Source organism: Xylanibacter rodentium, assembly GCF_013166575.1.
In the GTDB taxonomy this organism is placed as follows: Bacteria; Bacteroidota; Bacteroidia; order Bacteroidales; family Bacteroidaceae; genus Prevotella; species Prevotella rodentium.
Genome location: NZ_JABKKE010000001.1, coordinates 118660 through 134552, shown reverse-complemented (window position 1 = coordinate 134552; position 15893 = coordinate 118660). Strand labels below are relative to the sequence as shown.

The following is a 15893-nucleotide window of genomic DNA, read 5'->3' as shown; positions in this document are numbered from 1 at the left end:
TATGTTATTTGACATGTAATAATGTAAACGTGATGCAAATATATATAAATTTTCCCGGTTACGGATGGTTGTGGCCATAAAAACGTGTCTGACTGTCGCTTTTATGAAAAGATTTTGTATTTTTGCGAAATGAAAAATACAGTGACAACGATATATACCCGTGCCGACGACCTTCCGGAGATGGAGTACCGCAACTTCTTTCACAGCAGGTCTCTGTTTGCACTGCTGGAGCAGACACCGCGTCAGCAGCCTTATATGGCTGTTGTGACAGATGGAGGCGGTCGCGTGCTGGGCCATCTGCTCGCTGTCGTTAGACACCGCAGGCCTCTGTTGTCGCCTTGCCTGTGTGCCCATTGCCGGATATGGGGTGAGGGGGAGTATGTGGCGGACTTGTCGGAGACAGGTGATGGGGAATATACCGTTACGGAACTTTTCAGAGAAATGCTTGTGTCGCTGATGTCACGGCTGCAAGTGCGTGTGATGTATGTCGAGATAAGCAATCTTTCGGGAAAGATGTTCGGATATAAACTGTTGCGTGAGGCCGGCTTTTTTCCTGTTCACTGGATGGGAATACACAATTCGCTGCACAGTATGCCGCCCGCAGAACGTTTGGGCCGGAAGATGAGGAAGCGCATAGAACGGGCCTATGAAAAGGGGGTGGTGACGGCAGAAGTGGAGGGAGAGGAGGAACTCGGAGCTTTCTGTGCGCTGCTCAGAAGTCACAACCGGTTCAAGTTGAAGCGGTATATTCCTGACTGCAACTTCTTCCGCGGACTGATGCAGACGGAGCATGCCCGGCTTTTTGTCACACGGTACAAAGGCCGTGTGGTGGGGTGCTGTGCGTGTGCATATTCGGAAGGTGATGCCTATCTGTGGTATTTCGCATTTCTGCGCAAGAGTTTCGTTATGGTCCGTCCGGATGTCATGACCATCTGGCATGCCATAGACAATGCCTATTCGCGTGGATATTCGCACATACACTTCATGGATGTAGGACTTCCGTTCAGCAAGAATCCGTTTCGCGAATTTATCCTGCGTTTCGGTGGGAAACCCGTCAGCACCTATCGCTGGTTCCGTTTTTCGGCACGATGGCTCAACACTGTCATGTCGTGGAGGTATAAGTGGTGAATGGATGGTTGGTATTGTTGTGATATATTTTACGTATGCCTGTCATAATCCGCGTTATTATATTCATGTATGTGGCAATAATACATATATTTTATCGTTATCTAATACAATGAAGACTTATTTCAATATACGATATATAGCACTGCTCATAATGCTGACAACGGCATATACGGGCGTTTTTGCCGACGGATTCACGCTGACAGGGCGTGTGGTGGACGAGGAGAACAATCCGATAGAATTGGCTACGGTGTCATGCCTGGAACAGGGGAAGATGGTGATGACTGACCTGAAAGGGGAGTTCAGCATATCTCTGGATTCAGGGGACAGCGTTGTCGTGAAGTTCTCGATGGTGGGATACAACGCCCGAAAGCGTGTGTTCCGCCGGCCAAAGGGAAAGATGCACGTAGAGGTGCAGCTGCCGTCCATGCAGGCATTGGGTGAGGTGGTGGTGACGGAGAAACGCCGGCAGACCACCGGTACAGAGCGTCTTGACATAAAAGACATGAAGAGCGTGCCCACGGCATCGGGCAATGCTGTCGAGGAACTGATACAGCAACAGGCAGGAGTGTCTACGCACAGCGAGCTGTCGTCGCAGTATAATGTCCGTGGCGGCAGTTTTGACGAGAACTCCGTGTATATCAACAATGTGGAGGTATACCGTCCGTTGCTCATACGCAGCGGTCAGCAAGAGGGACTCAGCATCATCAATCCCGACATGGTGGAGGCCGTGGCGTTTTCGTCGGGAGGATTTGAAGCCAAATACGGCGACAAGATGTCGTCAGCCCTTGACATAACCTACAAGCGTCCGAAGCGTACCGAGGCTACAGTGTCGGCGTCGCTGTTAGGGGCAAGTGCATATGCTGGCGTTGCATCGAAGAAGCTGGCCATGAGTCATGGTATAAGGTACAAGACCAATCGCTACCTGCTCGGTTCGTTGGAGACAAAAGGCGAGTATAAGCCCAACTTCCTTGATTACCAGACGTATCTCAGTTATAAACCGAACAGTCGGTGGACGATGGATTTTATCGGTAACATATCGGAAAATCACTACAACTTCAAGCCGACCGATCGCGAGACGTCTTTCGGAACGATGGAGAACGTGAAGTCGTTCCGAGTATACTTTGACGGTCAGGAGAAGGACATCTTCCGCACATATTTCGGTACATTGGGCATCTCGCGCCATTTTGGCGACCGTACTACAGTGTCGCTGCTGGCATCGGCATTTTATACCAAGGAACAGGAGACATACGATACACAAGGGCAATATTGGCTTGACGATACACAGACAAATGTAAACCTCGGTGTAGGAACATACATGGAGCATGCACGCAACTATCTGACTGCCGATGTGAAAAGTCTGAAACTGATGGTAAAGCACAAGACCAAACATCACGACATTGAAGCCGGTATGACATACAAGCGGGAAAAGATAAAGGAAAACTCGCGTGAGTATGAGATGCGGGATTCGGCCGGATATTCGATGCCTCACTCTGCCGACAGACTTGATTTGATTTATTCGCTCAATTCGAGAAACCGGCTCGATGCCAACCGTATTGAGGGATATGTACAGGATACTTACCGTTTTGCCTCCGGCGAAGAAAACCAGACGTTGTATACATTGAACTATGGTGTCCGGTTCAGCAATTGGTCGTTCAACAAGGAGACGGTGGTGTCTCCGCGCGCATCGTTGGCCATAATACCGGCATTCGACCAGAACATGACATTCCGTCTGGCAACGGGACTTTATTATCAGACTCCGTTTTTCAAAGAACTGCGCGACACAACCACCGTGGGGGGAGTAACCGTTGCTACGCTAAACAATAAGATAAAGAGTCAGCGCTCCATACACTTTGTGGCTGCCTTTGACTACCGTTTCAAGATGAAGGAGAGGCCGTATAAGTTCACGGCCGAGGCTTACTATAAGATACTGAACAATCTTGTACCATACAACGTGAACAATGTGAAGATAACATATTACGGACAGAATATGTGCAACGGATATGCAGCAGGTCTCGACTTGAAGTTGTATGGAGAGTTCGTACCTGGAACGGACTCGTGGGTGACATTCTCTCTGATGAGTACAAGACAGAAGATGAATGGGCAATGGATACCTATGCCTACTGACCAACGCTATGCTGTCAACCTGCATTTCACAGACTATTTCCCCGGTACGGAACGCTGGAAGATGACGCTGAAGCTGGCCTTTGCCGACGGTTTGCCTTTCGGTCCTCCGCATCGTGGGCTGGAATATCAGAACTTCCGTGCTCCGGCATACAAGCGTGCGGATATAGGCATGAGCTACCGGGCGTACGACAACGAGGACGGAAAGAAGCGTCCTTTGTTGAAGAATTTATGGGTGGGCATTGACTGTCTCAACCTGTTCGGCATAAGCAATGTCAACTCTTATTATTGGGTGACAGATGTGACAAATCAGCAGTATGCTGTACCTAATTACCTGACGGGACGCCAAATCAACGGACGCGTATTGCTGGAGTTCTGATAGAAGAATTATAACTTAATGGATTTCGGTTCAGTAACTTTCGGTCAAGTGGCTTCTTATTGATTTAATAGTGTTTGTATATTTTCCTGTAGCATGCAAAGAATAAGGACATATGAGAATAAAAGACGGATTTGAAATACGTAATATCTGTGGTGAGAAAGTAATTATAGCGTACGGTTTGGATAATTTGGATTTCAATAAACTAATCAATCTTAACGAAAGTGCGGCATTTTTATGGGAGGCTTCTTCTGCAAAGGAATCGTTTACAGAAGAGACTTTGGTAAATCTTCTTTGTGAAGAATATGATATTGACACGGATACTGCAGCAAATGACGTTCATTCGTTGTTAAAAGGGTGGAAGTCGTTAGGACTGGTCTCTGAATAGACAATAGGTGATGATATCAGTAAGTTCAAGTTGGAAGTGCGATTTTTCCGTGGTTTTGCGCAAGTGTGAACCATGAAGAACAGCGAATGAATCGTCTGACAAGCTCATGCAATTGCTTGTGTCCATTCATGATTTTAAACAAGGAAAGGAAACGTTACGACTTGATAAAAATTAATCAACTTTTGGATTTTTTCAATTATGAAGTGGTAGCCATCTCAAAGGAGAATAGCAGCAAGGCAGTTTACATCATATACAAACAAATCAACTGAATAACATTTAAACGATGACTATAAAAAGAAGGCGCTCAAAATGAACGCCTTGATAATCATTGATGATATATGCTAATCGTTGGTAATCACCACTTACTTGCCAACGCAGCATCTTTACATCACTGATTATCAGTGACCATTCATTTTAATCGGTACAACCTCTGTTTTGACAAATACACAGAATGTAGGGACAAATGCAAATCGTTGTATTTCATGGTTTTGCATATACGTGTTGTACCGCCTCTTTTCAGCCCTTTTGTGGAATGTCCGCTATCAGATACAAGGTATTGAATGATAGGGTATTTCCACGGGTATGTTACAGAACGCTTGTTGAATGCAAAGGTAGTGGTTTTCTTGGAATTTCTGTGGGTTGCGGTTGATTTTTATTCTTTGAATGGTGTTGGATGGTAGAAAAATGTTCATGTTTTGTAGGATTTACATTTGATTCGCTTGAAAAAGTGTATGATAATGGGTGATATTCATTTGAAAAAGTGTAACGAATCAGATTTATTCGCTTGAAAAAATGTAATTGCTCCGTTTGCCCACTATGGAAAATGTTTGTATGCCCTAACAGAAACACTTGTATTTATGCAATAACTATTATATCCTATCGGGTATAATTCTATTTATTACATCAATATTATACCCGAAATGGTATAAATCAAAATATTTGACAGAATTCCATAATATCGAGCATCTGATATAGTATTCCATTAATGGCAGAATGCCAACTTTGATGAAAATGACCATAGTACCAATGGTTTATCGGATGGTTGTCGGTTTTAAGATGGTGCAGAAGCATATCCATCGTTCTCCGTTCAAATTGTATATCCTCGATCAATGAAGGATCGTTCTCAGTCCATTGGTTAAGATTGCTTTTTGAGAATAGTTCGCAATATGAAGGTGCGGTATGTGTGACAACTGTATCAATCAAGAAGTTTGCACGGATGGTATTCAGCTTATCAGAATCGTAAATAGGAGCTTCGTTCTGCCAATACAAATTGCGAGAAATATCATTTTCTTGTGACTCATTTGAATGAACACGGTATTTGCGTTTATTCCATTCATTTATGCGACAGATACGGTCAATAGAGATAGCTCCGCCAACACAAAGGATGGTATGATTACAGGCTTGTAGAATAGTATAATCGGGAACAGCAATGAAGCGTTTGAAGTTGAACGTTGAACCATTAAAATAAGCCGGATTATCATGATTACCACGCACAAACACAATCCAATTGTTGGCTTGGTTCATTCGCTTGACATTTCGTCTAACCATCTGCTCATAGTACTCTTTCTTTTCGAAGCCAAAGCCACAATCCCCGGCTACAATTATCAAAGTATCTGTAAGCTGATATTGGATGCAGAGTTTGAACACCAACTGATTAAAGTCTCCATGAATGTCACCGGAGACAATAATTGTCTTGGCTTCGGGAAAAGATAGTGAGAATGTGTTACTATGATTCATCTTATGTTCCTGTTAATAGTGTTTATAGATAGAATTAATCCTTACCAAACAATCCTTTCTTTTTCCATGCCTTGATTTCTTTATCAAAATCTGAAAGAAACTCTTTGTCTTGAATCAAACGGAATTTATCATATTCAGTGTATGCCTTTTCTTTCGCTTGTTCGAAGGAAATGGTGTCAACCTTATTATATTTATCATACTCATACAGAGTCAAGAAATCATCTAATTGCTTTTTCCAATCTGCCATTGTGGAAATTATTTGCCGTTCGGCACGAAGTTCGGCCAAATCAAGGAATGCGGTTGATAGACGATTGAAAGCTGAGATTTCTTTGTCTGATAGGTAATTCTGAGCGATAATTGTATCCGACTTTTGAACTCTGCCGTCAGGAGCGTTTTTCCACGTGGTAAGTCCCATGTGGGGCTTTTGTGAATCTGCTCTTGAATAGATGATTTCGGTTGCCGTTTGATGGGAAGTAGCCCAATGCATCATATCTTGCACCATTTTGAAGAATTGTAGAGTGGTCTCAGCCTTAGGGTCATAATCGGCACTACATTCGGCATAAACATCAGTGATTTTCTGATAATACCGACGTTCTGAAGCTCGTATCTCTCGGATACGTTCTAAGAGGTCGTCAAAATAATCTTTGCCAAAATGTTTGCCCTGTTTCAAGCGTTCATCATCCAATACAAATCCTTTTATGATCATTTCTTTTAGAACCGATGTTGTCCACATCCGAAATTGGCTCGCTTGATAACTGCCCACACGAAAGCCAACGGCAATAACCGCATCCAAATTGTAGAACAATGTATCATCGTTCTTGCCATCAAGTTTAGTTGTTCGAATTTTTCGAATAACTGAACTCTCCTCCAATTCTCCGCTTTTGAAAATCTCTTTCAGATGGTTGTTGATCGTATTCGTTTCAACACCAAACAAATCGGCCATTCGCTTTTGCGACATCCAAAATGTTTCATTATTGAAGATGACCTCTATACGACTTTCTCCTTGTTTTGTCTTATATAGCAATATATTGGATGACAAGTTATTGTCGATTAATTCAGGAGTTGATATTTCTTGTTTGAAATATTCTCTTGCCATCTGCACTTGTGGTTTCTTGCTATCGGCATTTTCAACAATCATCAAACAGGCAATTCGTGATAGATGTATATTCTTTACCTTACGAAAGGAACCGGAATTTAGTTTGACCATCTCAAACGTAGCATTAAAATGCTCGGTAGTATTACAACCTTTCTTATTGGCTATAGCGATAGCTTTGTTTAGAGTACGATTAAATTTTTGGTATGTGCTATAGCCTAATGCGGTGCACAACTCACGAGAAGTCCAGTACTCCGAACCGTTTTCGTTTTGCTTTTTAATTCGTTCAAAGTCTGATTGAATAGGGAATATGTTGTTCTCGTTCATCGTCTTGATATATCTTATAATGATAAGAATTACTTGTATAATCCCGGTCTTAATTCCTTATTATGCATCATGATTCTTTCTTCCATAAGAGAACCTTTGGGAACTATTTCGTAGGGATAGGCTTTCTCAAATGCTTGGCGTCCGGCATCTGTCATAAGTCCTCGATCTTCAAGATTGATACAACGTTCTTTGTTTAACTCAGTCCAATGACTTCCTTTGCGACGAGGTGAAAGCCGCTGTGCAAGGCGTCCGTCTGGTAGTTTCTTTAGAGTCGAATCAATCCACCCGAAGCACAATGCTTCTTCAACAACCTCAATGTATGGAATACATTCGTATGTGGGCTGTTTAGAGCGTGAAGTTACAACCCAACACGATTTCGCCTGGTTATGATTGACCTCTAGCCATTCTCTCAGTTCAATGCGGTCTGTGAAGTCTAGTAGATTGATAATTTCCATATTTGCCTCCAATTGATATGTTATTAATCCAACTGTTTTCTATAAACAGAATCCAATGTGTTTCCTTCTTTATCTTTCCATACTAACCAGCCGTTATTGCTGCTACCAATACAGAAATCTGCGGCAGTACTGGGGCTTGAAAAAGTTTTATCCGATGTTAATACCAATATTCCGTTCTCGTTGGAAGTGTAATCTTGAAGCATCTTTTCTCGTTTTTCTTTCCAGTTGAAAGACGGAACCATTGTTTTGGCAACAATACTCCCTTTTAGGACTGTAAAGCCATCGGAACTGTAGAAGCCCTTTGCATTGCACCCTCTACCTTTGGTGTAGAATAGATGTTCCTCTTTGGGTTGTGATACTTCAAAGATATTGCAACCGATAAATGATGCCAGAAATTTCACATCTTCAAAAAATTCATCCATTGAATCTTGTTGATGCTCTGGTAGATTCGGTGCTTTAGGGATTTGTTTATTATCGCTTAAAACAAAAGCGTTTGCTTTCTTGGCTTCAGCTATCGCTTTATGTTCTAGGTATTGCACATCAACTTTAGTCATATCGGCATCTTTCGATACGAATATAAGTGCTTTTTGCCAAAACACCTTCTTGCTGTCGTGGTCTTTCACACGCTCTTTAAAATTTTCCGTTTCACCAATGTATGCCTGCGGCTTAGTTGATTCATCTTCGCCCAGTAATATATAAAATGCAGGTTTCTGCAACTTCTCTTGAGTATTCAGATAAGAGAGGTTAGAACGTGGCACGACAAACATCTGGCAAATCTTATTGCTGATGAATGCATATTGAGTTCCTTTCGGGTCTCCGTCTATGAGATATGTTGTTACTGTCTTCCCCATAATTATCTTCTGTTTTCTATTGTTCTTTTATTTACGCCGCAATCACCCTACTGATTAGTTTTACATAATCAATAAGTGCTTTAGGGCTATCACGGAAGATAGCTGTGAACTTATTGAAAGGTGGTTGCTGCAATACAACAGTGGCAATGTCGCCATTTTCGCATACATAGCGAATGAGTGTACGCAGATACTCCTCTTGCATACGGGTTAGTTCCGCACCATGTATCAATGCACGATATTTTTCCAGAGCCACATCTTGTTCCACTCCAATGATGGAACGAATGAAGGCGGCTACATTATGTTGATAGGGCTTTGTTCTCGTTTGTGCATCAAATTCTTCTTTTGAGCCTAATTCTTCCCAGAAAATCTGTTCCAATCGGGCAATGTCCTGTTCGGACAGCGGTTCAAGGTGGTATATCTTTTGCAAAGTATCATCATCTGATAGATGTTCTTTGAGATAGTCTTCCACTCTACGGCGATAGGTACGGATTGGGGTTATATTGACACCTGAACTATCTTCTTCAAATGTGTCGGTTATATTGATTGTAAATGTTTGCCCTGCCGTGCCACCATCCAAGTATTGTATAAGCTCACGAAGCTCCAGCCTGATGCGTTCGAGAGAGCCAAGACTTTTCGATTCCCAGAAATGAGTGGACAGTACCTCGTTAAGTACATTCATCTTAGCCATTACTTGCGGAATAGAGGCTTTTTTCTCTTTGAGATAACTGGCTATGTCCATTATTTTCCGCTCTGACGATGTGGAATTGACCGTTTCATCTATTAACGCAAGTTGAGATTTTAGCACAAGGGCATCAAATTTTAGAGCAGAAGTGTCTGTCGTTGCATTTTTGAATAAAGGTGAGATATTACCTTTCATTGCCATCACATCGCCAAGAGTCAAACAGACCATGGCTTCTGGTGTGGCGTATGTCTCTACGGCTTTCAGTTGAAGGCGCACATCTATCCGATTCCTGTTCAAGTCGGCTATTTGCTTGTGCAAGATGCCGGCAAGGTTGTCGTGAAAAGCCTTTGATTCTTCTTTGCTTTGATATGCTCCATCCTGCAAGGCGAATTTAATATCAGTGCGAAGATTAAAAAGCATACTTACAATGGACTGCGATTTTGTGGGTTTGGCTCCTTCGGGATTCATCTCAAAATACTCAAAATTTCGGTAGAAATCGAATATCAGAAACTCTTCTTTATTCCTACCTTCGCCAAACAAATTTTCACACAGACGTGTGCCTCTGCCTATCATTTGCCAGAACTTTATCTTGGAGTGGATAGGTTTGAAGAAAACCAAGTTTACGATTTCAGGCACATCAATGCCCGTGTCGAGCATATCTACAGATACGGCAATTTGTGGTTGCTTTTCTGCATCGGCAAACTTATCAATTAGGTCGGATGAATATTTCTCGTAATTATCAATTACTCGGCAGAAGTCCGCTCCCAAGTCGGGGTAAAGTGCGGTAAACCGTTCGGCTATGAACACGGCATGTTTGTGGTTATAGGCGAATATGATGGTTTTGCCTATCATGGTATCGTCTTTCACTCGGATTCCATCGTTCATCAGGCGGTTCAGCACATGATCTACGGTGTCTTGGTTGAAGATGTATTTGAATATCTCCGTTGCGTTAATGGTGCGGCTGTACGGTTCATCTGGCTCCAATCCTGCTTTCATCTTCTCATACTCGAAAATCTCTTCCAATTGCTCCCGTTCTTCCGGAGTAAGTTGTTCGGGGTCAATTCCTGTAGTCAGAATTTTTGAGTTGTCTTTTATTGCCTTGAATGGGTTCAGATAGCCATCAGCTACCGCTTCGTCATATTCGTAACTGTCGGTCGGCTCGCCTTGCTCCATACCGAAGAGGTCGTATGTAGAGCGGTCAACTTCATCACGAGGGGTTGCCGTCAGTCCTAAGAGCAGTCCATCGAAATACTCAAAGATTGCTCCATATTTGCCAAACACACTGCGGTGTGCTTCGTCAATGATGATAAGGTCAAATCTGCCTAATGAGAATGTCTTGGTATCCCTGTCCAAATGTCCTATCATGGTCTGATAAGTGGAGAAAAGGATACGTGCCGATATATCCACATCGCTGTCACGTAAGGAACTGACTGTCATGTTGGGCAATAACTTTGTATAATTCTTTTTTGCCTGATTGACCAGTTCGATACGGTCGGCAAGGAACAACACATTCTTTACCCAATTGTTTCGCACCAACACATCGACGAGTGAGATACTGATACGCGTCTTTCCCGTACCAGTAGCCATCACAAGCAGGGCACGACGATGCTTGTCGTTATAATGTTTGCACACTGATTCAATCACTCGCTTTTGGTAGTTGCGATTGGTTATCTTGTCCGAAATCTGCAAGTCGGTAATGTCGTTGCGACTCCGTTGTGCTATCATTCTGCGCAATTCGTCAATGGTATGGAATCCCATCACTTTGCGTGACGGATAACCGATACCATCTATTATATGGGTTTCAAAACCATTGGTGTAGTAGATAACAGGATGAGGACAGGCGTAGTGTTTAGCCAGACGATCGGCATACAATTCCGCTTGATGGCGACCAGCTGTCGCATCTACACTGGTGCGCTTGGCTTCCACTACAGCCAGTGGCGTTCCGTCTGCATCAAACAGTACATAGTCCGCATATCCCACACCGCTCTCATTGGGCATACCCTGTACCTCTATCTCTATTCCGGCATGGCGGGGGATGATTTCACCCTTATGTCCAGATACATTCCAACCTGCCTCGTGAAGCAACAGGTCGATATACAATTTTCGGGTTTCTGCTTCCGAGAGGTCGTTTACAACAGGCTGGGCATCCACCGTTGTAGGTTGTGCATCTGAACTTTCTTTCACCGCTTTTGCGGCAGTATCGGCAGTCTGCGTGGTCGCTGAAGAGGCTTGCTCTGTTTGAGGAACAACGGCAATGTTACTTGGTTGAGGTGATTGGGGAATCAGCTCTTTGTCAAAGTCCGGCAATGTGTCAATCACCTGCCAAGCCAATAGGATGGAACCAATGATGTAATATAGATTCAGTACGGCAAAGAAAGACTCTTTGCGCCCTACGAATCCATCATTGGCGTGTGCGGCATTGTTCCCAATCTTACGCACATAGTGGATGCGCTTCATCAGGTCTTCGCTGTTTATGAATGCCGTAAAGCGTTCGTCGGTCGTGAGTGAAAGCAACGAGGCACGTTCCCCTATCTGCCATCCTTTCAAGCGATAAACGGTTTTTACCATCATTTCCAGTGCAAGTCGGGCTTGCATGGCAGAAACCATTGGGTTAGCCATTTGAAAATCCTCAGCCGTGGCACAATAACGATAAATCGTTTTTAATCCGTCAATGTCTTTTATGATGTCGAAGTTCCTCATAACTTTTAGTCTTTTATAAATTCCCAATAGCCATCTTTATCTGAACCGATACGCTGAATGACCGTTCCATTTAACTTCTTGATATGTCGAGCAACAGTGGCACGACCGATATTCAGGAGTTTGGCATACTCATCGTATGTATATTCAGGGTGTTCTTTAATGGCTGTAATAAGCCGGGCTGTGGTGTCTTTAGGCGTTGCAGTATCATTTACAGTATCACTTTTTGTTTTTACAGTATCATTCATGCTTTGCTGATACTGTAAAATCCGATTTTCAAGATTGATAGTATGTTGCGTAAGCATTATATCTTGAACAATGGTACTATCCTCCTGCTCACGACTGTCAATCAAAGCCTGAATGTATTCGCCTTTAGCATCTTTGGTAACAATAGACGGGATAAGACCTAACTGCCGTTGTACGATGTTCATCAGCAATCGGGTAGTACGCCCGTTGCCGTCCACCCACGGATGAATGGTGACAAGACGGAAGTGCGCTTCAAAACTCAACCTATAACATGCTGCCATATCGTTTCTGTCCACAGATGCCAGTTCTCCGTTTAACCAATCGCAAAAGTCTGCTGTTGCTTTAGGTACTTTTTGAAATGCCAGATAACTTCTGCCTCCTATTCCGGCACTTACATTGCACCGTCGCAATTCTCCTTTTGAGGAATCGAAACTGCCGCCCATAGTGGAGTATTCCGAACCTGTACGGCGCATGACTTTGGCTGACAATTCGCATAAAAACTCAACAGTGTATGGCTGTCCGGTTTTCGCCCATTCAAAGCCATAGAGGTATGCGTTTTTCAAGTCCACATTCATCATCTGTTCGTTCAGGCTTCTACCTTTGGCTGCAATTCCCTCGTCAAACAACAACTGGTTTTCTACTTCGGTAACAGTCGAACCCTCAATGGCCGTAGAATGGGTAATCAGTGAATAGAGGTAGAATTTTTCATAATCCACCTGTTGGTCTATTCCCGAAGCCACATATCGGCTGATGGTTTCTATCAGTTTCTTATCAATCTCTTTCATGCCGTTGTCTTGTTTTAAGAGAAATAATATTGCATCCGTTCTGCCATTAAGGTCTCGGCATCGGCTAATTGCTGACGGAGTAGCTCTTTTTGCAGTTCGATGGCTTCAACTTGGGTGGCGAAGTGTTGCTGCAATGTTCGTGGAGGCACAGGAATAGTAAATTCGATAATATCTTTTATGTTGATATGTTTAACAGTTTGTCCAACTGTTTTTAGTTCGGCTTGATTCCTAATCCAAGGGGAGCGAATAATCGCCAAAAGGAGATAGGAATTTATTTTAGAGGGTCTAAACAACATTGTTCTCTGTCCTAAGCTAAAATGTTTTTCTTTAGGTACCATAATGCAACCTCCTACAGTTCCTTCACGACCATAAATTAAATCTCCAAATTGAGGCTTTAACCGATGCGTTCGTTTTAAATACTCTTCTTCGTTTAAGTATTGCATTGTGTTCCATTCAATTCCTGAATCTGTCAATTCGGAGGTTCTGATGCAAGGATATTCTGTTGGAATAGCCGATTTTTGAGGTGTTGAATGAGGGCAATCAACAATATGAGAACAAACCTCTTTGAGTGTTTGCAAATTCCATCCTTTAGGGTTAGTCACAGGATCACCAAACATATCAAGGAAGATAGATTGAGCGAGGACATCAAGGTCGGCAATCTGTGCCTTGTAACCGTCAATCATTTCTTGCAGTGCATCCAATTCAGTCGCTATTGCTTGTTGAATAGATATGTCTGTTGGGTATTTAATTTTTACCTCTTTCAAGAACTTGAAATGTCTTGCATAACCGTTACTCGGTATGTTTGACCACTTAATGAAATAATATAGGTATTTAGCAGATAAGCTGTTGTTAGGTTGTAATACTTTAACACCATCTGCACCTACACAGAAATCAAAATCTACATATTTGACAGTACGGGTATGGTCTCCGAAGATGACGATACTTCCTAAATCTTTATTGAGATTGTCTTCTGTGTTACAATATCCGGATATAAAGTCTTTTTCCTGAGAAATAATGGGATATTTCCCAGTTAAAAGGTAATCTTTCTTTTGAACTGCATCTTTGACTTTTAGAGTCTTGATGGAATCTTTTATTAAAGTATTCTCCCACTTTGATTTATCCACTTTCATACCCTTACGAATTTAGCTGTTTTTTGAACTCGGCAAAGGCAGCATCAATAGCTTTCTGCCTTTCTTTCATACGGGCAATGATAGCCTTAGGAACTTCGTATTCAACAGCCTCATACTCTACTTCGTGATAACGCTTATAGCTGAGGTCGTAGCCGTTGGCACGTATTTCATTGGCAGTGACAAAGAACGATTGCTCTTTGCGACTGCGGTCGGCTTCCGCTTCGAGGTTGTGGAAACGGGAGATGATATCGGGAATATCGTTTTGCTCAGGCTGTGGAATGCGCTGCGTGGTGAGCGAGAACCCATCGGCATGCATATCGTAAAACCAAACCTTGTCAGTGCCGCCTGTGCCTGTCTTGGTAAAAATAATGATGGCGGTAGAGACTCCGCTATAAGGTTGGAACACACCGGAAGGCATCGTGATGACGGCTTGCATGCAGTGCTTATCCACCAATGCCGATCGTATGGTCTTGTAGGCTTGTGCATCGCCTGTGAGAACCGTATCCGGTACGATGGATGCACACCGTCCGCCCGCTTGAAGCATCCGCATCATTAAGGCAAGAAACAGCAGTTCTGTTTTCTTGGTCTTGACAGCCGCTTTCAACGTGTGCGCTATGTCATCAGTGTCGAGACTACCTGCAAACGGAGGGTTAGCGAGACAAAGGGTATAGCGGTTTGTATCGTTGTTCTCGTCCGACAGTGAGTTACGGTAGTACAAATTGGGTTCATCCACATCGTGAAGCATCATGTTCATGCAGCCGATTCGGAGCATAGAAGCGTCCGAATCGGAACCGTGAAATATCTCTTTGCGGAAACGGTCTCCTTCTTCGATATTGAGCAATTCATCGCTTTGATGCTCTGCAATGTATTTGGCCGCTTCCATAATAAAACCGGCAGAACCCATTGCCGGGTCGCAGATGGTATCGTCAAGAGTAGGACGCATCAGTTCCACCATCATGCGGATGATATGGCGGGGGGTACGGAATTGTCCGTTAGTACCCGATGCCGCCATGATGCCAAGCATGTACTCATATACATCGCCCATCATGTCTGCACCATCGGAAGTAATTTTTTCAATACCTTCAATAACACGAGATAACAGTCGAGCATTGGTAATCTGAAAAACCGTGTCTTCCATAGCCTTTCTATAAGCCGAACCCTCTTTTCCCACATAACGCAAAAAGATAAACACATCGTTGCGCACCCGATCCAGCATTTTTGTCGGCTCCATTTCCTTGAACACGTGCCAACGCATTTCGTTATATGGCACATCTTGATTGGTGGAAGGATTGTGCCACACACCGCTGGGGAATGTAGGATTAAGCAAAACATCGCCCGTAAAGTTGGCTATCGCTTCTTTTTCACGTTGCTTGTCGTCAAGCATCTTCATAAAGAGCAGATAGGTAATCTGTTCAAAGATTGCTGATGGTTGGGTAAAGCCATTGTTCCAAAAGGTCTGCCATACATCATCTACCTTTTGTTTTATATCACCTGTAATCATATTATTTCTGTTTTAAATTTATTGAATGGGTAAAACAAGGATATTCGTTATTTCTCGGATGAATGAATAAGTTCCTTAACATCTACATTTAGGATTTTGGCTATCTCAAACAACACTTCTAAACTGGGTTGCCGTCTGTTACATACATACGCATTAACTATACAGAAACTCTTGCCAAGTTTCTCAGCCAGCCAAGTTTGTTTTATGCCTCTTTCTTCAAGCACTTCTTTTATCCGATTCATGGGTTTATCCATTGCTTTGTCTTTATATCATATATATTTGCAAAGATATAAAATATTATGCTATAAAAAGAGAAAAGAGGAAGAAAACTTTTCCTCCTCACTCGATTACATTCAAATGCCGCTCAATCGGATGT

The 15893-nt window shown here is 42.9% G+C and carries 12 protein-coding genes; 3 read left to right on the top strand and 9 right to left on the bottom strand.

Annotated features, from left to right (window positions below; genetic code table 11):
• Positions 1-141: 141 nt before the first annotated feature.
• The 3 genes from HPS55_RS00550 (at position 142) to HPS55_RS00540 (ending at position 4013) form a co-directional block, all read left to right on the top strand.
• Positions 142-1128 (top strand): GNAT family N-acetyltransferase, encoded by a 987-nt coding sequence (locus HPS55_RS00550; RefSeq protein ID WP_256408161.1) that lies wholly within the window; start codon positions 142-144, stop codon positions 1126-1128.
• Positions 1129-1237: 109 nt separating this feature from the next.
• Positions 1238-3628, top strand: a complete 2391-nt coding sequence (locus HPS55_RS00545) for a TonB-dependent receptor (protein WP_172173485.1) — start codon at positions 1238-1240, stop codon at positions 3626-3628.
• 112 nt (positions 3629-3740) lie between these two features.
• The gene (locus HPS55_RS00540; RefSeq protein WP_172173482.1) at positions 3741-4013 is read left to right on the top strand and encodes a PqqD family protein; all 273 of its coding nucleotides are present in this window, start codon (positions 3741-3743) and stop codon (positions 4011-4013) included.
• Positions 4014-4943: 930 nt separating this feature from the next.
• Here the strand turns inward: HPS55_RS00540 and HPS55_RS00535 are convergent.
• From HPS55_RS00535 to HPS55_RS00495, 9 genes are read right to left on the bottom strand one after another with little or no spacing between them, the layout of a single operon-like run.
• Positions 4944-5750 (bottom strand): metallophosphoesterase, encoded by an 807-nt coding sequence (locus tag HPS55_RS00535; protein WP_172173479.1) that lies wholly within the window; start codon positions 5748-5750, stop codon positions 4944-4946.
• A 34-nt stretch (positions 5751-5784) separates the two neighbouring features.
• Positions 5785-7170: a RhuM family protein gene (gene rhuM / locus HPS55_RS00530; RefSeq protein ID WP_172173476.1), complete on the bottom strand. Its 1386-nt coding sequence runs from the start codon at positions 7168-7170 to the stop codon at positions 5785-5787.
• A gap of 29 nt (positions 7171-7199) precedes the next feature.
• Positions 7200-7625, bottom strand: a complete 426-nt coding sequence (locus HPS55_RS00525) for a YdeI/OmpD-associated family protein (RefSeq protein ID WP_172173473.1) — start codon at positions 7623-7625, stop codon at positions 7200-7202.
• 23 nt (positions 7626-7648) lie between these two features.
• Complete coding sequence (locus HPS55_RS00520) at positions 7649-8476, bottom strand: GIY-YIG nuclease family protein (protein WP_172173470.1); 828 nt, start codon at positions 8474-8476, stop codon at positions 7649-7651.
• A gap of 31 nt (positions 8477-8507) precedes the next feature.
• Complete coding sequence (locus HPS55_RS00515) at positions 8508-11858, bottom strand: DEAD/DEAH box helicase family protein (protein ID WP_172173467.1); 3351 nt, start codon at positions 11856-11858, stop codon at positions 8508-8510.
• A gap of 5 nt (positions 11859-11863) precedes the next feature.
• Entirely contained in the window at positions 11864-12886 is a 1023-nt protein-coding gene (locus HPS55_RS00510) for a Fic family protein (protein ID WP_172173464.1), read from the bottom strand.
• A 14-nt stretch (positions 12887-12900) separates the two neighbouring features.
• Complete coding sequence (locus HPS55_RS00505; protein ID WP_172173461.1) at positions 12901-14016, bottom strand: restriction endonuclease subunit S; 1116 nt, start codon at positions 14014-14016, stop codon at positions 12901-12903.
• 4 nt (positions 14017-14020) lie between these two features.
• Entirely contained in the window at positions 14021-15517 is a 1497-nt protein-coding gene (locus HPS55_RS00500; protein WP_172173459.1) for a class I SAM-dependent DNA methyltransferase, read from the bottom strand.
• A 47-nt stretch (positions 15518-15564) separates the two neighbouring features.
• On the bottom strand, positions 15565-15771 hold the full coding sequence (locus HPS55_RS00495) for a helix-turn-helix domain-containing protein (protein ID WP_135185654.1): 207 nt from the start codon (positions 15769-15771) through the stop codon (positions 15565-15567).
• Between the last annotated feature and the right edge of the window lie 122 nt (positions 15772-15893).